The 19,359-nt window shown below is 72.7% G+C and carries 17 protein-coding genes; 11 read left to right on the top strand and 6 right to left on the bottom strand.

Going from position 1 to position 19,359, the window contains the following annotated elements; all coding sequences use genetic code 11:
* Nucleotides 1-19: 19 nt before the first annotated feature.
* Nucleotides 20-1,198, bottom strand: coding sequence for a PilZ domain-containing protein (locus POL72_RS39920; RefSeq protein ID WP_272102108.1), 1,179 nt, complete (start codon nt 1,196-1,198; stop codon nt 20-22).
* Nucleotides 1,199-1,308: 110 nt separating this feature from the next.
* A complete protein-coding gene (locus POL72_RS39915; protein WP_272102107.1) occupies nt 1,309-2,157 on the bottom strand; it encodes a methionyl-tRNA formyltransferase in 849 nt (282 codons plus the stop codon).
* Between the two features lie 104 nt (nt 2,158-2,261).
* Between POL72_RS39915 and POL72_RS39910 the strand changes: the two genes are divergently transcribed.
* The 9 genes from POL72_RS39910 (at nt 2,262) to POL72_RS39870 (ending at nt 9,044) form a co-directional block, all read left to right on the top strand.
* Nucleotides 2,262-3,083, top strand: a complete 822-nt coding sequence (locus POL72_RS39910; protein ID WP_272102106.1) for a cell division ATP-binding protein FtsE — start codon at nt 2,262-2,264, stop codon at nt 3,081-3,083.
* A gap of 41 nt (nt 3,084-3,124) precedes the next feature.
* Nucleotides 3,125-4,018: a cell division protein FtsX gene (locus POL72_RS39905; protein ID WP_272102105.1), complete on the top strand. Its 894-nt coding sequence runs from the start codon at nt 3,125-3,127 to the stop codon at nt 4,016-4,018.
* Entirely contained in the window at nt 4,015-5,031 is a 1,017-nt protein-coding gene (locus POL72_RS39900) for a murein hydrolase activator EnvC family protein (protein ID WP_272102104.1), read from the top strand. Before POL72_RS39905 ends, POL72_RS39900 begins: the two co-directional genes overlap by 4 nt.
* A 79-nt stretch (nt 5,032-5,110) precedes the next feature.
* A complete protein-coding gene (rph, locus tag POL72_RS39895; RefSeq protein WP_272102103.1) occupies nt 5,111-5,884 on the top strand; it encodes a ribonuclease PH in 774 nt (257 codons plus the stop codon).
* On the top strand, nt 5,881-6,504 hold the full coding sequence (gene rdgB / locus POL72_RS39890) for an RdgB/HAM1 family non-canonical purine NTP pyrophosphatase (RefSeq protein ID WP_272102102.1): 624 nt from the start codon (nt 5,881-5,883) through the stop codon (nt 6,502-6,504). The genes rph and rdgB overlap by 4 nt, the downstream gene beginning before the upstream one ends.
* Before the next feature lie 120 nt (nt 6,505-6,624).
* The gene (locus POL72_RS39885) at nt 6,625-6,993 is read left to right on the top strand and encodes an AtpZ/AtpI family protein (RefSeq protein ID WP_272102101.1); all 369 of its coding nucleotides are present in this window, start codon (nt 6,625-6,627) and stop codon (nt 6,991-6,993) included.
* Nucleotides 6,983-7,447 (top strand): ATP synthase subunit I, encoded by a 465-nt coding sequence (locus POL72_RS39880; RefSeq protein ID WP_272102100.1) that lies wholly within the window; start codon nt 6,983-6,985, stop codon nt 7,445-7,447. Before POL72_RS39885 ends, POL72_RS39880 begins: the two co-directional genes overlap by 11 nt.
* A 202-nt stretch (nt 7,448-7,649) precedes the next feature.
* Nucleotides 7,650-8,417, top strand: a complete 768-nt coding sequence (atpB, locus tag POL72_RS39875; protein WP_272102099.1) for a F0F1 ATP synthase subunit A — start codon at nt 7,650-7,652, stop codon at nt 8,415-8,417.
* A 288-nt stretch (nt 8,418-8,705) separates the two neighbouring features.
* Nucleotides 8,706-9,044, top strand: a complete 339-nt coding sequence (locus POL72_RS39870; protein WP_012240589.1) for an ATP synthase F0 subunit C — start codon at nt 8,706-8,708, stop codon at nt 9,042-9,044.
* Between the two features lie 87 nt (nt 9,045-9,131).
* On the opposite strand, the gene POL72_RS39865 is transcribed toward POL72_RS39870, so the two are convergent.
* From POL72_RS39865 to POL72_RS39855, 3 genes are all read right to left on the bottom strand, one after another.
* Complete coding sequence (locus tag POL72_RS39865; RefSeq protein ID WP_272102098.1) at nt 9,132-10,490, bottom strand: L,D-transpeptidase; 1,359 nt, start codon at nt 10,488-10,490, stop codon at nt 9,132-9,134.
* Between the two features lie 72 nt (nt 10,491-10,562).
* Nucleotides 10,563-11,717, bottom strand: coding sequence for an FHA domain-containing protein (locus tag POL72_RS39860; RefSeq protein ID WP_272102097.1), 1,155 nt, complete (start codon nt 11,715-11,717; stop codon nt 10,563-10,565).
* A 118-nt stretch (nt 11,718-11,835) separates the two neighbouring features.
* Nucleotides 11,836-13,449, bottom strand: a complete 1,614-nt coding sequence (locus POL72_RS39855; protein ID WP_272102096.1) for a cyclin family protein — start codon at nt 13,447-13,449, stop codon at nt 11,836-11,838.
* Nucleotides 13,450-13,749: 300 nt separating this feature from the next.
* Between POL72_RS39855 and POL72_RS39850 the strand changes: the two genes are divergently transcribed.
* Nucleotides 13,750-17,250 (top strand): DNA translocase FtsK 4TM domain-containing protein, encoded by a 3,501-nt coding sequence (locus POL72_RS39850; protein ID WP_272102095.1) that lies wholly within the window; start codon nt 13,750-13,752, stop codon nt 17,248-17,250.
* A 180-nt stretch (nt 17,251-17,430) separates the two neighbouring features.
* Nucleotides 17,431-17,658: a hypothetical protein gene (locus POL72_RS39845; protein WP_162144043.1), complete on the top strand. Its 228-nt coding sequence runs from the start codon at nt 17,431-17,433 to the stop codon at nt 17,656-17,658.
* 961 nt (nt 17,659-18,619) lie between these two features.
* On the opposite strand, the gene POL72_RS39840 is transcribed toward POL72_RS39845, so the two are convergent.
* Complete coding sequence (locus POL72_RS39840) at nt 18,620-18,955, bottom strand: hypothetical protein (RefSeq protein WP_272102094.1); 336 nt, start codon at nt 18,953-18,955, stop codon at nt 18,620-18,622.
* Nucleotides 18,956-19,359 lie beyond the last annotated feature (404 nt).

The raw sequence follows: 19,359 nt of genomic DNA, 5'->3' as shown, positions 1-19,359 counted from the left end.
TCGATGCGGCGTGGCGACCTCAGAGGTCGTCGTAGAAGAGCGGCTCCCTGTTGCGCGTGAACCGGGACACGAGCTGCCGGCCCTCCGCCGAGATCTGCGTGATCCGGGCGCCGAAGCCTGGCTCGGCCGAGTCCCTCGATCCGCCGGCCTCGCGCGTCCACCGGACCGCGGCCTGCGCGGTGAACTCGTAGTTGCCCGGCAGGCGGACACGCAGGGTCACGACGGAGCCCGTCGGCGGGATCTTGTAGGTCGCGACGAAGATGCCCCCGTGCTCGATGACATCGTTGCCTGCGAGTCCCTTGTAAAAGTTCGACGGCGTCAGAGCGCCGAGCTCGACATCGACGACCGCGGCAGGCGTGCGGTGGTCGACGGGCTGCGGCATGGCCTGGGGCGGCGGAGCGACGCGCGGCTCCGCGGACGGGTGCGATGCGGCCGGGTAAGCGGGTGACGCGGGCGCCGGCGCGCGCCGCGGCTGCTGCGGCGAGGGCAGCGTGTGCTGGGCGGGCGCAGCCACGGCGACCGCGGGCACAGGCGCGAACGGCGCTGGCGAGGCCACCGCTGCAGGTGCAGCCGCGAACGGCGCTGGCGAGGCCACCGCTGCAGGTGCAGCCGCGAACGGCGCTGGCGAGGCCACCGCTGCAGGTGCAGGCACGAACGGCGCTGGCGCGGGCGCAGGTGCGATCGGCGCTGGCGCGACCGGCGCTGGCGCGGCCACCGCCACAGGCGCAACCGGCGCTGGCGCGGCCACCGCCACCACGGGCGCTGGCGCGATCGGCGCTGGGCCAACCGGCGCTGACGCGGCCACCGCCACAGGTGCAGGCGCAACCGGCGCTGGCGCGGCCGCCGCCACGGGCGCACGCGGCTGCGCGGAGGCGCCGGCGGCCTGCGCCCTGCTCAGCGCGTTGACCTTGCTCAGCGAGGAGGCGACGTGCTCCATCAGCACGTCCACCACCGGATCGGCCGCGGTGATCCTCTGCAGACGGTTCAGGACGTCGCGCACATGGCCGAGCGCGATCTCGCTGCCGTCGAGGGCCTGGCCCCCGGAGCGCTCGATGCGGTGCATGATGCCCATCGCCTGCGCTATCGGCTCGGCGAGCGCCTCGATCTCAGGCGACACCCCCCCGTTCGACTGGAGCGCATTGAGCGCCGCGGCGAGCAGTTCGCGGGCGCTTTTCGCAAGCTGCGCGGGTTCCGACATGAATCCTCCGAGGGGCGCATCCTACGCGGTCGCGCGCGCGTAGGCTCAGGATTCGATGGCCGCGAGCCGGCCAGGCGACCCCGCCGGCCGCCAAACGCCCCTGCCGGCGGTCACCCGCGCGACGCCCCCGACGCCACGAGGGCCGCGAGCTCATCCACCGACGCCGGCTCTCCGTCGATCTCCCCCTCCAGCAGCGCGACCGCCGTGTCGCCGGTCCGCACCAGGACCACCCCGCCCTCGACCACCGCCTCGCCGGGCGCAAGCGCTTCAGGGAAGCTCGCCGCCGGCGCGGCCCGCAGGACGATGACGCAGGCGCCCTCGATCTCGGTCCACGCGCCCGGGGCCGGCGCGAGGGCGCGGACGTGCCGGAGGACGCGCTCCGTCGGCCAGGACCAGCAGATGGCGCACGCCTCGTCGTCAGGCGCAGGCGCCTGCGTCGCGAGCGCCGGATCCTGGGCGACCCCCGCCACCTCCTCGCCGCGCGCAAACCGGGCGACCGTGCGCCGCAGGACCCGGAGGCTCGGCCGGTCGAGCGCCCGGGCGAGCTGCCACGCGGTCCACCCCGGATCGATGGGGAGCCTCTCCTGTTCAAGGATGTCGCCGGTGTCGTACTCCGCCTCGATCCGGTGCGCCGTGACGCCGCTCTCGGCGTCCCCCGAGGCGATCGCCCAGTAGGTGGGGTCCGGCCCGCGATGACGGGGGAGCAGCGAGGGGTGCACGCCGATCCCCCCGAGCCGCGCCGCCTTCACGAGCGACATCGGCAGGCGCGTGGTCCAGAACCAGCTCACCAGGAGATCGGGCGCGAGCGCCTCGACGCGCGACGCGAGCTCCGGGCGCTCGACGTCGGGACGCAGCAGGAGGCGCGCGCCGAAGATCCGGCGGGCCCGGCGGAGCCCCACGGCGTCGGCGCGGCTGATCGCGGCGAGCGCGATCTCGTGACCGTCGCCGTGGAGCAGCAACGCCGCCAGCGGGAGGCCAAAAAAGGCGACCCGCAGAGGGCGCTCGCCCGAGCGTCGGCCGAAAAGTTTTCCGTGTGCGAGCAGGCTGATAGGTGAAGGCTCCGATGGCGGCGCCCCCTCTGCAAGGCTCATTTCGTCCGGCGCTCCGGCCCGGCCACCGCTACGACGCGTCCGCCGCGCGCCGGCCGATCCTCGTCTTCGAGGACGTCTACAAATCGTACCGGGCCGATCAGCCGGTGCTGCGCGGGATGTCGCTCTCGATCGAGCGCGGCGAGTTCGTGTTCATCACGGGTCCGAGCGGCTCGGGCAAGAGCACGCTCCTCCGCCTCGTGCACCGCACCGAGCGCGTCGACGATGGCCGGATCCTGTTCCTCGGCCGGGACATCGCGCGCCTGACCGACGCGTCGATCCCCGCGCTCCGGCGCAACATCGGCTTCGTCTTCCAGGACTTCAAGCTGGTCCCGAGCTGGACCGTGTTCGACAACGTGGCCATCACGCTGGAGGTGCTCGGCCTCCCGTCGCGCCTGCTCCGGACCCGGGTCGGCGAGGCGCTCGAGCGCGTCGGCCTGGCGGGGCGCGGCGGCGACCGGGCGCAGGTGCTGAGCGGCGGCGAGCAGCAGCGCGTCTCGATCGCGCGGGCGATCGTCGGGGAGCCGACGCTGATCCTCGCGGACGAGCCGACGGGCAACCTCGACCCGCAGCTCGCGATCGATCTGCTCGGGCTCTTCGAGGACATCCACGAGACCGGCACGACCGTCCTGTTCGCGACGCACGATCGGACGCTGCTCGACGTGCGCCCCCGGCGCGTGGTCGTGCTCGACGACGGGAAGGCGACCGACGTGCCGCACGGCCTCGGGTCCGGCGGCGAGTTCGTCGACGGCGGCGACGAGGACGAGATGGATAGCGGCGTGCGCGGCGCAGCGTAGCGCCGAGGGCTCCGCCTCACGAGACGGATAGAGGGAACCGGATGCAGACCAGCGAGCGTGACGATCGGCGGAGATGGCTTCGCACCTGGCGGGCAGGGAGGAGCGATTGGCGGCTGCAGGCGCTGTCGATCTTCTCGCTCGCGGTCGCGTTCGTATGCCTCGCGTCGGCCCTCCTCGTGGTCACGAACCTCATGGCGGTGCGCGATCGCTGGTCGCGCGCCGGCCGCGCCACGGTCTACCTGCGCGACAGCGCGACCGAGGCGCAGACCGCGGAGCTGACCCGCGCGCTCGAGGGCACCGAGGGCGTCAAGAAGGTGCGGCTCGTGACGAGCGCCGAGGCGCGCCGCGAGGTGGTGCACGACGACGGCGACAAGGCCCTCGCCGCGCTTCCGCCGAGCGCGTTCCCCGCGTCCCTCGAGGTCGGCTTCACCGAGGAGGTCTCCGACGAGGCGCTCGCCTCGATGACGGTGAAGCTGCGCGCCCTGCCGGCCGTGGACACGGTGGAGACGTACCAGCGCTGGACGGAGCGGCTGTCGTCCCTCCTCAGCGGCGGCGTCGCCGCGAGCGCGTGCCTCGCCGCGATCGTCCTCTGCGCGGTCGTGAGCGTCATCGGCTCGACGATGCGCCTGCTCTTGCATCGCCGGAAGATCGAGGTCGAGGTGCTGAAGCTGGTCGGCGCGACCGACGGCTTCGTGCGCCGGCCGTTCATCGTCGAGGGCGCCACGCAGGGCGCGGCCGGCGCGGCGGGCGCGCTGCTCGTGCTGGGCGGCCTGTTCATGATGGTGCGCGGCCGCTTCGATCACGAGCTCGCCAACCTGCTCGGCATCTCGCCGTCGTTCCTGCCCTGGGAGGTCGCGTTCGGGATGGTCACCCTCGGCGCCGCGCTCGGCGCCACGACCGCGCTGCTCACGCTGCGCAAGATGGTGGCCGTGTGAGGCGCCGCATCCGGCTCGCGCCGCTCGCGCTGGCGCTCCTCACCGGCGCCGCGACGAGCGGCGCCGCGGTGCCGGCGGCCGACGCCCCGGCGCCCACGTCCGCCTTGGCGGCCAGGGCCCCGGCTCCGGCGGCGCGCCCGGGCTCGGCGCTGGCCGAGAACGATCTCGATCGCCTGCTCGCGAAGCTCGACGCCGAGGAGAAGGCGCTGCGCGCGGAGCTCGACGCGATCGGCCCCGCGCTGGAGCTCACCCGCCGCCGGATGATCGCGCGCGGGCGCGCGTACTACCGCCACGTCCGCGCCGGCTTCCTCCCGGTGGGCGGCGGGTTCGACGCGCTGGTGGACCACGCCGCCCGCGTGGAGCGCACCCGGCTCGCCCTCGAGCGCGACCTCGCCCGCGAGGCGGAGCTGACCCGGCGCAGCGCCGAGCTCGCGGACCGGCTCACGCACCTCGGAGCGGAGCGCGCGCCCCTCGAGGTGCACCGCGAGGCGATGAACCGCGCCCGGGTCGCGCTGGCCCAGGAGGAGGAGCGCCGCGCCGCGTTCTCGCGCGCGTTCGAGACGAGCGTGCGCCCCGACTACCTCGCGATCTACGGCGCGGACACCGGGCCCGCCGAGCTCGATCGCCGCGCCGGCTTCCGCTCGCTCATGGGGCGGCTCCCCTTCCCGATCGCCGGCCGCGCGGAGGTGCGCAAGGTGTCGCGCCGCGGCGCCGGCGGCCCCGGCGTCGAGCTCACCGCGCTGGACGGCGCGCCGGTCCGCAGCGTGGCGGCGGGGCGGGTGGCCTTCGCCGACACATACGCGGATTACGGGCTCACCGTGATCGTCGATCACGGCGAGCGGCTCTACTCGGTGTACGCGAACCTCGGCGCCGCGGACGTGCGCGCCGGCGATCAGCTCCCGGGCGGGGCGCGGGTGGGCACGGTCGCGAGCGGACCGGGCGGCGCGAAGCTCTACTTCGAGCTGAGGCGCGGCGCCGAGGTGATCGACCCGGGTCCCTGGTTCGGGATGTAGCGGCGCGGGTCCGCAGGGCTCCTCGCCCGCCGCCGCGAGGCGAGCCCGCGCGACGCGCGAAGTGTGCTAAGGCGGCCGCGTGAATCGCCCTGACGGCCGCGCCCTCGATGTCCACCGCCCCGTGGAGATGATCCTCGGGTTCCACCGCAACGCAGAGGGATCCGTCCTCTACCGCGCCGGGAGGACGGTCGTGCTCTGCACGGCGTCGGTCGAGCCCACGGTGCCCGCCTGGATGATGGGCAAGGGCGCGGGCTGGCTCACGGCCGAGTACCAGATGCACCCGCGATCGAGCCCGGCCCGCAGGGAGCCGCGCGACGGGCGGGGCAAGGCCCCGAGCGGGCGCACGCAGGAGATCCAGCGGCTCATCGGCCGCGCGCTCCGGGCGGCGATCGATCTCAAGCAGCTCGGCGAGCAGACGATCGCGATCGACTGCGATGTCCTGGAGGCGGACGGGGGCACGCGGACCGCGTCGATCACCGCCGGGTTCGTGGCGCTCGCGCTGGCGCTCGACCGGATGCGCGCGGCCGGGTCGCTCGAGGCGCCGGTGCTCCGCGATCAGGTGGCGGCGATCAGCGTGGGCCACCTCCCGGGCGGGCTCGCGCTCGACCTCGTCTACACCGAGGACAGCTCGGCGCGCGTCGACATGAACGTCGTGGCGACGGCCGTCGGCTCGATCGTCGAGGTCCAGGCGACGGCCGAGGACGAGGCCATCCCCCGGGCGGAGCTCGATCGCATGACCGACCTCGCGCTCGCAGGCGTGGCGTCGCTCGCGAGCGCGCAGCACCGGGCGCTGTCGAGCGCCGGCGTCGAACTCTCCGCCCTGTTCCAGACGGATCGCTGGAGGGTCGCGTGAGCCGGGAGCCGCTGCGCCTGCTCGCCGCGACGTCGAACCGAGGAAAGCTCGTGGAGCTGCGCTCGCTGCTCTCCGACCTCCCGATCGAGGTGCTCTCGCTCGCGGAGGTGCTCCCGGGCGCGCCGCCGGTGGTCGAGGACGGCGCGACGTTCCTGGACAACGCGCTCCTCAAGGTGCGCGCCGGGGCGCACCGGTCGGCGATGGTGACGCTCGCCGAGGACTCGGGGCTCGAGGTGGACGCGCTCGGCGGCCGGCCGGGCGTCCGGTCCGCCCGCTTCGCGAGGGAAGGCGCGACCGACGCGGAGAACAACGAGGCGCTGCTCGCGGCGCTCGCGGACGTCGCGGACGACCGGCGCCAGGCGCGCTTCCGCTGCGTGATGGTGCTGCACGATCCGCGGTCCGAGGCGCAGCCCATCGTGACCGAAGGGCGCTGCGAGGGGCGGATCGGCAGGCAGCCCAGGGGCGCGGGCGGCTTCGGATACGATCCGCTGTTCGTCGTGGAGGACTACGGCCGGACGATGGCCGAGCTCGACGAGGCCGAGAAAAACCTCGTGAGCCACCGCGGCAAGGCCGCACGGGCGATGCGCTCCTCGCTCGAGGCGCTGGTCGCGCGACGGTAAGCGACGGTGCGACGGTAGGACGACAGGCGCGGCGACGCCGGACGGCGGTTGACCCCGTCCGGGACCGCTTGTAATCGCGACCGGAGGCACCCAAGTACTGCCCGGTGATCGGATCCCCTGATGAAGCAGGACTGGAAGGCCGTCGGAAGCTACGGGACCGTCGGTCTCGAGGTGGTGCTGTGCATGCTGGTCGGCCTGTTCATCGGCCGCTGGCTCGACGGGAAGCTCGGGACAGATCCGTACCTCTCGGTGCTCTGGTTCTTCTTCGGGATCGGCGCCGCCGGCAAGGCGGTCTTCCGGGCGTGGAAGGACATGCAGGCCGTGGCCGAGCGCGAGGAGCGCGAGCAGGGGAACCCTGCGCCGAGGTTCGACGACCGGAAGACACGGCAGGACGAGCGCGCTCCGGACGACGACCGCCGGACAGGCTCGAGCGACGACGTCCGCGATCCCGACAGGCTGCAGGACGCGAAGGGGAACGATGAGCGCTGAGCGAAGGCCCGGTACGCCCGGGGGCGACCCGCCCCACGAGGAGCCCGACGCGGAGGAGCGGCCCGGCGTCGGGGACGCCACGATGCGGTCTGTGCTCCGCTGGGTCGCCGGCACGGCCGCGGTCCTGTCCGTGGCCGCGCTGCTCGCGTACGGCGTGCGCGCGGCGCTCGGCGTGTGCATCGGAGGCGCCATCGCGACGGCGAACCTGTACGTCTTCGCGCGCATCGTCGACGCATTCCTCTCGCGCCGGGGCCACACGGTGTCGTGGACGCTGATCGCGATGATCAAGCTCACCGGCCTGATGGGCGGCGTGTGGCTCATCCTGAAGAGCGAGATGGTCTCGGGCGTCGCCTTGATGGTCGGCTACGCCTCGCTCGTCGTCGGCATCAGCCTGGGGACGCTGTTCGGACCGAAGCCCCCGGAGGACGGAAGCCCGCCGGGCGCTCACGGCTGAGCTCCCGCCGGAACCGGCGCCGCCGAGGGCGACCCGCGCGGCGTGAGGAGACTTGGCGCGCTGCAGGGTGCCCACCGTAAACGAGTTGTGGTAGAGGCGAGGCCCCTCGCCCGAGGGCGAATTCCCACAAGGCTCGCCAGCGCTCGCGGCCGTACCGGCACAGCCGCGCGGCTGCCGGCGCGGCGCATCGACGACGAAAGCCATGCCTGAGCACACAGGGTTCCTCACGTACCTCCTGGCGCAGCTCCCCGGACTCCGGGAGAACGCTCGCAACATCGGCAAGACGTTCATCGGTCATCACACGGTGGACTACCGCGGGACCGAGCCGATCTTCATGAGCCTGCTGATCATGGTGCTGTTCGTGCTCCTCGCCAGCGAGGTCCGCGGCCAGTACCGGCGCCTGAACGAGTCGGTGATCCCGGAGGACAAGCTCACGCTGCGCACGTTCTTCGAGGCGTTCTTCGGCTACTTCTACGGGATGGCCCGGGACGTGATGGGGCCCGCGAACGCGAAGCGGTACTTCCCGCTCATCGGGGGCTCGGCCGCGTTCATCTTCTTCTCGAACGCGTCGGCGCTCATCCCGGGAGTGAACCCGCCGACCTCGAACCTGAACATCACGATCGGGTGCGCGGTCGTGGTGTTCGTCCTGTTCAATTACTACGGGCTGAAGGAGAACGGCTGGAGCTACCTCGCTCACCTCGCCGGGCCGAAGTGGTACCTGGCGCCGCTCATCTTCCCCATCGAGGTCATCTCCACCTGCGTCCGCCCGGTCACGCTCTCGATCCGGCTCATGCTCAACATCGGCGTCGATCACCTCGTGGCGAGCATCTTCCTGGGGCTCGTCGCGCTGTTCGTCCCGGTGCCCCTGATGTTCCTGGCGATCATCGTCATCGTCGTGCAGACGCTGGTGTTCTGCCTGCTGAGCTGCATCTACATCGGGCTCGCGACCGAGAAGGCAGACCACCACTGACCGCTTCGCCTGACCGCCTGGTCAGCCGCCCACCGGCGCCGCGGAGAATGGCGCTGGAGGTGAAGAGAAGGCTAGCCAGCCCTCGAAAATCGGATTAGAGGGGCCCCGCTGTCGATGGGTTGCCCCACAAGGTGGTGGTTCGCGGAAGCGCGGCCCCTACCGAGCAGCAGCAGAGGTCCCTGGAGCGATCCCCGGATCTCGATGGGGGACCGCCCCGCGGCCCCCGACCCACGCAGATGTTTCGCATGCAGCCCCGCGGGCTGTGTGGCTTGAAAGGAGCAGATTCGGATGTCGCTGAAGAGCAAGCTGTCGCTGTCCGCCGTTGTCGGCACTGCGCTGGTACTGGTTCCCGCTATGGCGCTGGCGCAGGATGGCGCGGCGTCGAACAAGTACGACGCGAACTCGTGGCTCGCCGTCGCTGCCGGATTCGCGATCGGCATCGCTGCCCTCGGCGGCACCATGGGCCAGGGGCGCGCGGCAGCCGCCGCCCTGGAGGGCATCTCCCGGAACCCGGGCGCCGCTGCCCGGATCCAGACCCCGATGATCCTCGGCCTGGCGCTCATCGAGTCGCTCGTGCTCCTCTCCTGGGTCATCGCGTTCTTCCTCCAGGGCAAGATCGCCCCCTGAGCCAGCGCTCGCCGCGCCCATCGGGCCCGGCTCCGCTGCTCCTTCCCGCCCCCCTCACTGCTACCCCGACGGGCCTCGCGCCTGCCGCTACCTCACGCGCACGACGGTGCCCGGCTCGTGCGCCGTGGGGAGGACGGCCGTCCAGCCGGCGGGGAGCCGGGGCGACGTCCACCAGAACAGCCGCTGCGCGTCGAGCGGAGCCAGGTTCACGCAGCCGTGGCTCCGCACCTGGCCGAACGAGCGATGCCAGAACGCGCCGTGAAGCCCGATCCCCTTCGAGAAGTACTGGACGTAGGGGACATCCTCGATCCGGTAGTACCGCTCGGCGGCCTCGTCCTCGAGGTTGTCCATGTCCGAGGTGAGCAGCTTGGCCCAGATCCGGAAGGTGCCGGCGGGCGTCGCGCGCTGCGACCCGGGCGCGCCCTTGCCGGTCGAGACCAGCGTCGCGAACACGGGGCGACGCCCCTCGTAGGCAACGAGCGTCTGCGTCGAGCGCTCGACGTCGATCCAGCGCTCACCCGCCTCGACGTCGACCTCGGGCGGCGGCGCCACCGACGGGCGCCGGAGATCGCGGGTCGAGATCCACGCCGCGACGTCGCCCTCGGCGATCCGCGCGAGCTTCCCCGAGGCGCCCTGCGCCTCCTCCAGATAGGGGACCACCTCGAACCGCACCTTGCTCTCCTCGGTCCGCGTGAAGCCCGCCCCCGTCCGCGTGTAGAGCGGAGCCCGCTCCGACACGACCCACGCGGTCGCGATCTCGGCAGCGCCCGGCGCCACGTCCACCCCGTGGAACGCGAACGCGCGCACCGGACCGAGATCTCGCATCGGCAACCAGAAGCCGCTGTTCGTGCGGCCGTACCGGGCGCCTCCCTCGATCCGCTCCTCGACGATCGCCACCGCGAAGCCGGGCTCGAGCTGCGCGTCCGGCGCGTCGATGTCGGCCGCCTCGGCCCGCCGATAGCCGAAGGTCCCGTCGGGGCCGACGAAGTAGTAGCGGTACGGGAGCCCATCCGGCATCTCGCGCCACGTCCGCACCAGCGGGCTGATCGGAGCCGCGGCGGAGAGCTCGACGGCGTCGTCACAGACCCAGGCCGCGGCGCCCACCTCGAGCCAGCGCCCGAGGCATCCGCCGGCGCGCCTGGCCGCAAAGATGGGCAGCTGCACGTTGCGATCGACGGAGCCGCGCCGGCGCGCGCCCTCGCCGGGGGCGTCGAACAGCGGCTGGTCGCGCTTGAGCACCCGCGCGCTCCTGACCGACGCCGGCAGCGGGGCGTCGCCCGCCGAGACCCACGGCGGCAGCTGCGAAGCGAGGACCGCTCCGCCCCAGATCGCCACGCCGAGGCCGACCACCGCGGCGCCGCCGCGCAGCGCGCCCCGGCGCGCTCGTCGCAGCGCGCCCCGGCGCCGTTCCTGCGGGCCGAGCTCGGCGCCTCCACGCTTGGTCATCCTGCAGCGGGATCCTAAGCCCTCGCCTGCGCTCCAGCCAAACTCCCGCCTGCGCGCCTGCGGTCGGCGGGCTCAGCGGTAGGAGAAGCGCACTTCGTGATCGCAGATCCGGAAGAGATCGCCCTCGACGATGGCCTTCCGGGCGATGCGCTGGCCGTTGTACTCGACGCCGTTCGTCGAGCCCATGTCGACCATGTAGTACTGGCCGTTCAGGAACTCGACCATGGCGTGCTGGCGCGACACGTTCGGGTCCTTGATCGTCAGATCGCTCGACTGCTTGCCGCGCCCGATGATGAACCGATCCTTGTTCACAACGAACCGCTGCCCCGCGTAGAACGCGGCGAGCGTCGGGCCGACGGGCACCTGATTCGGCATCCCCATGGCCATCGGCGGCGGCCCCGACACGCTGCTGGATGCCTGCGGCGGAGCGATGTACGGCGGCGGCGACAGCGGGGGCGCGAGGGGCGGCGCCACCGGCGGTCCCATCGGCGAGGCGTAGCCGGCGGCGTTGCTCATCGGCGGAGGCGGCGGGGGCCCCGAGCGGCTCGCCGCGGCGCCCGGGAGGCTCTGGCGGCCGCCGGGGTTCGTGACCTGGGACGGGAGCGGCGGCGGCGCGCCGAGGCGCGTCACGCTGGTCGGCGGAGGCGGCGGGCCGCCGACGCGACCCGGGACGGGCGGCGGCACGGGCAGGCTGGGCCGCTTGCCGCCCGCGTTGCTGCTGCCGGGGGGCGGCGGGGGCGGCGGCGGCGCGCCCGCACGGACCTGCCCCGGAGGCGGTGGAGGGGGCGTGATCGCCGGGACCGGCGTCGGCCCTGGCCCGACGGGCGTCACGCCGTACGGCGACGGCGCGCCATACGCAGGCGCCCCGGCCGAAGCGCCGTAGGGCATCCCCGCTGCGGGCTGCTGCTGCAAGCCTCCCAGGGGCGGCGCCGAGCCGGACGTCGCCAGCCCGGGCGGCTGGGGCGTCGCGAGGGGAGGTGGCGCGCTGGCCTGATGAGCGTGCGGGACCGCCATGTGCCCGGAGGGGGGCACCGCGTCGCCCCTGGCGGGCGGCGGGAAAGGCGTGCGCGGGCTGTAGCTTCGCTGCCGCGCGTACTGCTTCATCGACTCATTGATGAGGTAGTCGATGGAGCACTCGAGCTCGCGCGCCATCTGCTCGAACGTCTCCCAAAGGACATCGCGACACTGGAACGTCCGTGCGCTTTTCTTGTTCGGATCCGCGCTCATCTCTACCCAACGATAATGGAGGATGAATTGCGCTGGGAAGCCTCCTCCCGGCCTCTTCCCTGCAAGCAACTGACGGCTCTGGGCCGCGCGTGCCGCGCGCGGCGGACGAAGAAGCGCGTCACTTCTTCTCGCCCTTCTCGAGCTCCGGCTTCCTGTCCTGCATGGCCGGCTCGATGCAGTACTGAACGAACTCGCCGACGGTCTTCACGTCCCTGAGCTCGCGCTCGGTCGATCCCTCTTTCTGCACCTCGCACGCCCACTTGCAGTCCGGGTCGGCCTCGCAGACCGGCACGCGCGTCGTGTCGCCCTCGAGCGGCTTGACCGCCGGGAGATCGGCCGCCGTGCCGAAGGTGAAGTAGTAGGCGATCGCGCTCGTCCGCGCCGCCGCGGGGCCCGCGGCGAAGTGCTTCTTCAGCGCCTCGACGGGCGAGCCCTCCTTCAGGTCGCCGAGCGCCGCGCCGTACGTGAGCGCCTCCGGCATGGCGAACCCCTTGCTGTCCTTGCTGTCGGGGAGCCTGCTCATGAACTCGTCGATGTGCTTCACCGTCGACATCTTCAGGATGGTCGCGGCGGCGGCGCGGCGGATCTTCCACTTGTCGGTCTTGAAGAGGCCGTAGAGCTTCTCGACGACGAGCTCACGCGGCATCTCGCCGACGCGACGGAAGGCCTGGTCGAGCACCGCGTCGGGCGCGTCCGCTGTCGCGATCTCGAGGATGCGCTGGATGTCGCTCGGGTTGTTGCGATCGAGCCGGCCTTCGAGCGCGGCGAGCGCGGCCTGGCGGCGCTTCTCCGGCTGATCCTTGTTCGCCGCGAACCCGAGGAGGAAGTCCACCGACGGCCTGCCGCCGAGCTTCTTCATCGACCCGAAGACCCGGAACAGCTCCTCCTCCTGGTACTGCGCGAGCTGCGCCTCGAACTGCTTCTCGGTCGGGTCGAGCTTCGACGCGGCGTTCGCCGCCTGGAGCTCGGGCTTCTTGACGGTGGTCCACTCGCCGGAGGTGACGAACCTGGCGATGGCGACCAGGTTCGCGGAGGCGGCCTCCTTCGTCGGCGGGTCGCCGTACTCGGCCACGAGCGACGCCAGCTGGTCGAGCCGCTTCGCCTCGCGGGTCATCAGCTTCGGCAGGCCGGCCACCGCGGCGGGGCCGATGAAGCGCAGGAGCTGCTCCATCCCGTAGGCCTGCGAGCGGTCCTCGAGCCGGTGCTCGAAGTCCGCCATCGCCCAGTCGATGAGGGCGGCTTTGAGCCCCTCCTTCAGCCCCTCGTCCGCGATGATCACGGTCCGATCCGACGTGAGCATCGCGTACGCCGTGTCCTTGTAAGGGAAGGACGTGTCCTGCTGGAGCGGCTGTCCTGGCTGCGCGACGGGCGGCGGCTTCCTGAGCTCGGCGATGATCGACGGCACGAGCGCCGCCACGATGGATTGCCGGGCCTCCGGCGCCATGGTCGCGAGGGTCTCGACCATGATGCCGATGCCCACGCGCCGGCCCTGCCGCGGCTTCATGCGGATGAGCGAGGTGGCCGCCTCGACGCGGAGCGAGCTGTCGTACTTATCGTGAAACAGCACCGCCCTCAGCTTGTCCGGGCCGTGCGCCGTGGTCTCCCACCGGTGGATGTCGTCCTCGTTGACGCGGCACCCGCTCGTCGCGAGCCCTGCGCCCGCGGTCGCGAGGCACAGCAAAAGAAGGCCCGCAGCGCCGACGCGCCGCCCTGCTCGTTCGACAGTTTCCATGCACGTCCCAGGAGGGTCGGGATGGTACCGCCCGCAGCGCTCTGTTTGAAAGAATTTCAAGGCCGGGATAGAGAGGAGCCTTTCCAAAGTCTGCGCGAAATCTGGCCAGAACTCCAGCGCGCAGGCGGCCTCGTTGCCCCCTCCCGGCTCCCCTTCCCTGCTTCCCCTGACCCACGCCGCCCGGAGGCGGGCGCGTTTCGCCCTCCAGGCGAGCTCAGGCGCGCGCGGCGCACGGCCCTCCCGTACTTCTTGCCCCCGGAGCGAAGTGCGCATATGTGAGCAAAGTAGGTACAGGTAGGTATGCACGTCCCCTTGTTCGCTCCTCGCCGTGCCCAGCCCGCCGCCGGCCTTGGCGAGCCCTTGCGGTCCGGGGCGCGCGGCGCCGCGCGGACCAGCCCAGCAGGGATCGCCGGTCCTGCTGCGCCGCCGGGCCATGGCTACGCCCGGGATGCGGCGGCGCTGGTTCTTCTTGTGTCGGCCCTGTACAGCGCGCTGGCGCTCGCCTCCTTCCGCGGGGATCCGATGCGGCCGGAGGTCGCCGGCGACGACTGGGTGGGTCCCGTGGGCGCCGCGCTCGCGGGGACGTCGATCGAGGCGATCGGCGTCATCGCGTGGTTCGTCCCGCTCGAGCTCGCGCTGCTCGCGATGCCGCTCCTCGGGGCGAGGCGCTCGATCGCCAGCCTGTTCCGGCTGAGCGGCGACATCGTGGTGGTCATCGTGCTCGCGGCGCTCGCGCACGTCGCGTTCCCGCGCGCGGTCGCGTTCGGCGCGATGCCGCTCGGCGGGGCCGTGGGCGAGCTGTTCGGGGAGGTGCTGCGCGCGCTCTTCTCGAACATCGGGTCCTACATCATCGGGCTCACCATCGTCGCGCTCATCCTGATGGGCCGCGCGACGTTCTCGTTCATCGAGCTCGCGCACCGGGCCGAGCAGCTCGCGATCGCCGTCGCGATGCGCGTCGCCGGCTGGGCGCGCGCGCTCTTCGGGGCATGGGCCGCGGCGCGCGACCTGGAGCGGCAGACCGAGGCCAAGACGCAGAGCGCGCCCCCGATCATCGCGCGCAACTCGAGCCCCGACGCGATCATCGCCGCGCTGGCCGACGACACCGACGAGCGGCCGTCCGATCCCTCCGCCAGGGCAACGCCCGTCGAGCCGACGCCCGTCGAGGCGCCGGCGCTTGATCTCTGGAAGAGCGCGCCGTTCGACGCCTCTCCCGAGGAGCCGGCCGCCCCGGCGAAGCCGCGGCGCGGGCGGAAGGCGCAGGCCAGGGAGCCGCGCGAAGCGGCGCAGCAGGGCGTCGAGCCGCGCGGGGCAGAGCCGCGCGACGCCGAGCCCCGCGAGGTGGCGATCCACGGCGGTGAGGCGCACGAGGTGGTGATCCACGGCGCCGAGCCCCGCGAGCTGGTGATCCACGGCGCCGAGCCCCGCGAGCTGGTGATCCACGGCGGTGAGGCGCACGAGGTGGTGACCCACGGCGCCGAGCCCCGCGAGGCGGCGCAGCGGGACGACGAGCCGCGCGAGGCGGCGTCGCGCGGCGCCGAGCCGCGCGGCCGGGCGCAGCGCGTTGCCGAGCCGCGCGAGGGAGCGCAGCGCCGAGCAGCACGGCGTCGCGCCGCATCTCCCGCGGCGCCGCGCGGCGCCGCCGCCGAGGAGGACGGCGATGAGCCGTCGTTCGGAGGCGAGGCGCACATCGACGAGGAGCAGGGCGACCTCGACGAGGAGCAGGGCGAGGTCGACGAGAATCAGGGCGACCTCGACGAGGAGCAGGGTGACCTCGACGAGGACGAGCTCGCGGCGCTCGATCCGGGCGACGACGAGATGGTGACGGCTCTCGGAGAACCGGAGGAGGTCGACGTGCCGACACCGTCGCCCATCCTGCCCGTGCGTCACCGACGCGAGCTGCCCGCGCGAGAGCAGAACGCCGCGGTGGCTCACCGCGAGCTGCCCGCGCGAGAGCAGAACGCCGCGGTGGCTCGTCGCGAGCCGCCGGTGCGTGAGCTGCCCGCACGCGAGCAGGACGCCGCGGTCGCTCATCGCGAGCTGCCCGCACGCGAGCACGACGCCGCGGTCGCTCATCGCGAGCTGCCCGCACGCGAGCACGACGCCGCGGTGGCCCACCGTGAGCTGCCCGCGCGCGAGCACGACGCCGCGGTGGCCCATCGCGAGCCCCCGCCCGCCATCGGCCCGGAGCGGGCTCGCGCGGTCGCGCCGCGCGATCCGACGATCGTCGATACGAGCCGCGCGCTCGTCAGCGAGAAGCCGGCCGTGGTGAAGGTCGTCCCGGCGACCGGGGCGGGCTTCCGCCTGCCGATGACGGACATGCTCGAAGCAGCCGCGGGCGGGCGCCTCCAGCTCGATGCGGATCAGCTGAAGGCGACCGCTCAGCTCCTCGAGAAGACGCTCGCCGACTACGGCGTCAGCGGGAAGGTCGAGGAGATCCACCCGGGGCCGACCGTGACGACGTTCGAGGTCTCCCCCGCCGCCGGCACCAAGGTGTCGAAGGTCGCGGGGCTCGCGGACGACCTCGCGCTCGGCCTCTCGCGCAAGGTCCGCATCGTCGCCCCCATCCCCGGCAAGAACCGCATCGGCTTCGAGATCCCGAACGAGCACCGCCTGCCCGTCAACCTGCGCGAGCTCGTCGAGGATCGCCGCTTCGTCGAGATGAAGGCGCCGCTGCCGTGCGTGCTCGGCCGCGACATCATCGGGACGCCGTACTTCGCCGACCTCGCGTCGATGCCGCACGTCATCGTCGCGGGCGCGACCGGCGCGGGCAAGAGCGTGGGCCTCAACGTGATGCTGGTGAGCCTGCTCTTCCGGAAGACGCCGGAGGAGCTCAGGCTCCTGATGATCGATCCCAAGGTCGTCGAGCTCGCGCCCTTCGATCGCATCCCGCACCTGCTCCTGCCGGTCGTGACGGACATGAAGCAGGCGGCGAACGCGCTCAAGTGGGCCGTCGACGAGATGGAGCGCCGGTACCAGCTCTTCGCGAACGCGGGGACGAAGAACATCACGACCTACAACGCCTGGGTCGAGCGCGTGCAGCGCGGCGAGGCGCGCCCGCCGAAGCCCCCGGCCAAGGTGAGCGCCGTCGGCGCCGACGGGCTCGAGGTGGAGATCGACGCGGCGAAGGACGGATCGGACGCGGCGCTGCCGGAGAAGATCCCCTTCATCGTGATCGTGGTCGACGAGTTCGCCGACCTGATGATGCAGCAAGGCAAGGACGTGGAGGCGAGCGTGGCCCGGCTCGCGCAGAAGGCGCGCGCCGCCGGCATGCACGTGATCCTCGCGACGCAGCGGCCGAGCGTCGACGTGATCACCGGCATGATCAAGGCGAACTTCCCCACGCGCATCGCCTTCCGCGTCGCGCAGAAGGTGGATAGCCGGACGATCCTCGACGAGCAGGGCGCGGAGCACCTGCTCGGCCGCGGCGACATGCTGATCAAGATGAACGGCTCGAACGATACGCGCCGCGTCCAGTGCCCGTTCTGCTCGGAGGAGGAGGTCCAGAAGATCACCGACTTCCTCCGGCTCCAGGGCGAGCCCGTCTACGACGAGGCGATCCTCCGGCCCCGAGACGACGAGGGCGAGGAGCCCGACACGTCCGACGCGGAGACCGATCCGATGTACGACGCCGCGGTTCGCATCGTGGCCGACACCCGGCGCTGCTCGACCTCATGGCTGCAGCGCAAGCTCGGCGTCGGCTACAACCGCGCGGCCAAGCTGGTCGAGGCAATGGAGAAGCGCGGGCTCGTCGGGCCCGCGAACGGCGCCAAGGATCGCGAGGTGCTGATCGCGCCGATTTGACCCCATGTAATTTATCTTGACGCCACTGCACAACGGGTATTGGCACGCGGCCGACCCGGGCAAGCGGGACAGACGGGATGTCGAGGAGCACACAGCGTCGAGGTGCCCGCCGACGGGGCTGCGCGCCAGCATGGCGGTTCTTTTGACTTTCCCGTTCGAATGCTTCATGGAGCACCCAGGATGGCGCCCGAGGAAACGCGCACGCGTCTGATTGCCCAGATCGCGAGCCTCCTGAACGACGGGACGATGCCCGCAGACGCCCGCGCAGCGGGGCTGACGCTCATCGGCTGGCTCGCGAGACGCATGCCCGGAGAGGCCGCATCGCGGGATGGTGTCGAGGAGATGTGCCGTCGCGCAGCGGTCCTGGGCTGCCGGCCGCGGCGCATCGGCGGACGGCGCTCCACCTGACCCGGCGTCATTGCACAGGCCGCGGATGCGCCCGCGCGTGCCCCGTGCTCAACCAGGATCGGCCAGACCCCCTGGCCGAGCGCTCTGCGGACGCACGCGGCGCTCGCTCCTTATAGGTCGGGCTGCGTCGAATTCACGTCGGAGCGTCGCCCCGGACCCGCGTTCGCCTCGCGAATGTGGGCCAGCACCGGGTTCTGACGGGCACCTGACGGGCAACGACAGCGAGGCGACGGCGAGGCGTGCGTTAAAAGCGACATCCGTACCGTAATTTGTACGTGCCGTAGCGAGCGCGGCTAAGCTCCTGGGTGGCGCGGCTTTCCGCGCCGCGGGGCTCGCGCGACGCCCGATCCGGGACGTCGGCTCGCTCGGTACCCTGGGGTAAACGGCCGCAGTGGGGCCTGTGATAGGTGGTGTTGCTCATGGCGAACCGCGTGGTCGCCCTCCCCGAACCGCACCCGAATGACGATGAAGATGTCGTGTGGGGGATCTCCACGGCCAGCGCGCTGTGGGCGCGCGGCGAGCGGCGCGACGCTATCGTGTGGCTGCGACGCGCGGCCGACGCCGCCGGGGCGGCCGGGCAGCCGTTCCGCGCCTCGGAGCTCGGGCTGTGCGTGACGGCGCTCGAGGAGGTGATGGCCTCGGAGGTCGGGCAGCCGAGCGATCCCGATCTCCTGGAGACCATCGACAGCGAAGGCGACAAGCCGCCCCCGTCCTCTGACGAAGCGCCGCCGTCGGACGAGCAGACCTGGCGCCGCCGCATGTCGCTCACCCAGGAGCTGCGCGCCTCGATGCCCTCGATCGAGATCGACATGTTCGAACCGCTCTCGCAGCCGGAGCTGGCGGCCGAAGCAGAGCGACTGACGGCATCTTCCCGGCCGTCGCCGCCGCTCGGCCCGGATGCAGAGGGCGGACCTGGCGCCGGAGCACGACCGATCGCGCCGTTTTCCCCCGCGCCGCCCGCTCAGCAGCCGCCGCCCCTCGCGCCGGCGGCTCCGCCCGTCTCGCGCTCGCAGCCGCCGCCCTTCGCTCCGGCGGCTCCGCCCGTCTCGCGCTCGCAGCCGCCGCCCTTCGCGCCGGCGGCTCCGCCCGGCGTGTCGCGCTCGCAGCCGCCGCCCTTCGCGCCGGCGGCTCCGCCCGGCGTGTCGCGCTCGCAGCCGCCGCCCTTCGCTCCGGCGGCTCCGCCCGTCTCGCGCTCGCAGCCGCTCCCCGCCGCGTACCCGCAGCGGCTCGACCCACCGCACGCGGCGCCGCCGGCGCCGCCGACGGCCCCCTCGGCACCACCGACGGCCGCGCCCAACGTCCAGGCCGGAGCGATGTACAGGAGTCAGCCGCCGCCGGCGGCTCCTCTGCCTGTCCCCATGGCGAGCGCCATTCCGCCGCTGCCTCCCGCGCCCGGGGTTCCGTCGTTCCGGCAGCAGCTCACCACGGACCCGCTTCTGGTGATAGCGCCGGCGAAGACACAGAGCGCGCCACCGCCCGCCCCGATACCACCGCCGGCCATCCCGCGGGGAGCATCGCGGCGGCCGTCTTCGATTCCCCCTCGGCCTGCTTCCGTGCCCACGCCGCAGGAGCTGCAGTCTGCCCTGCCTCCGTCGCCGGAGCGCGGCCGGTCCGACCCCGCGATGAGCCCCCTGCAGCCCCCGCGTCCCGCCGGGGTACGCTCCATGAGCGAGCCACCGCCCCCGGCACCGCGACCTCCGT

Origin of the sequence: Sorangium aterium (genome assembly GCF_028368935.1) — a bacterium.
Classification (GTDB): domain Bacteria; phylum Myxococcota_A; class Polyangia; order Polyangiales; family Polyangiaceae; genus Sorangium; species Sorangium atrum.
Note: the sequence above shows the minus strand (reverse complement) of the source record. Positions and strands in the feature narration are given on the sequence as shown.

Coding starts and splice junctions, on each gene's coding strand:
- POL72_RS39905 (WP_272102105.1), top strand. CDS start 3,125: ATGCAGACCAGCGAGCGTGACGATCGGCGGAGATGGCTTCGCACCTGG.
- POL72_RS39860 (WP_272102097.1), bottom strand. CDS start 11,717: ATGAGCGCGGATCCGAACAAGAAAAGCGCACGGACGTTCCAGTGTCGC.
- POL72_RS39870 (WP_012240589.1), top strand. CDS start 8,706: ATGTCGCTGAAGAGCAAGCTGTCGCTGTCCGCCGTTGTCGGCACTGCG.
- POL72_RS39920 (WP_272102108.1), bottom strand. CDS start 1,198: ATGTCGGAACCCGCGCAGCTTGCGAAAAGCGCCCGCGAACTGCTCGCC.
- POL72_RS39885 (WP_272102101.1), top strand. CDS start 6,625: ATGAAGCAGGACTGGAAGGCCGTCGGAAGCTACGGGACCGTCGGTCTC.
- atpB (WP_272102099.1), top strand. CDS start 7,650: ATGCCTGAGCACACAGGGTTCCTCACGTACCTCCTGGCGCAGCTCCCC.
- POL72_RS39865 (WP_272102098.1), bottom strand. CDS start 10,490: ATGACCAAGCGTGGAGGCGCCGAGCTCGGCCCGCAGGAACGGCGCCGG.
- POL72_RS39845 (WP_162144043.1), top strand. CDS start 17,431: ATGGCGCCCGAGGAAACGCGCACGCGTCTGATTGCCCAGATCGCGAGC.
- POL72_RS39855 (WP_272102096.1), bottom strand. CDS start 13,449: ATGGAAACTGTCGAACGAGCAGGGCGGCGCGTCGGCGCTGCGGGCCTT.
- POL72_RS39880 (WP_272102100.1), top strand. CDS start 6,983: ATGAGCGCTGAGCGAAGGCCCGGTACGCCCGGGGGCGACCCGCCCCAC.
- POL72_RS39910 (WP_272102106.1), top strand. CDS start 2,262: ATGGCGGCGCCCCCTCTGCAAGGCTCATTTCGTCCGGCGCTCCGGCCC.
- POL72_RS39850 (WP_272102095.1), top strand. CDS start 13,750: ATGCACGTCCCCTTGTTCGCTCCTCGCCGTGCCCAGCCCGCCGCCGGC.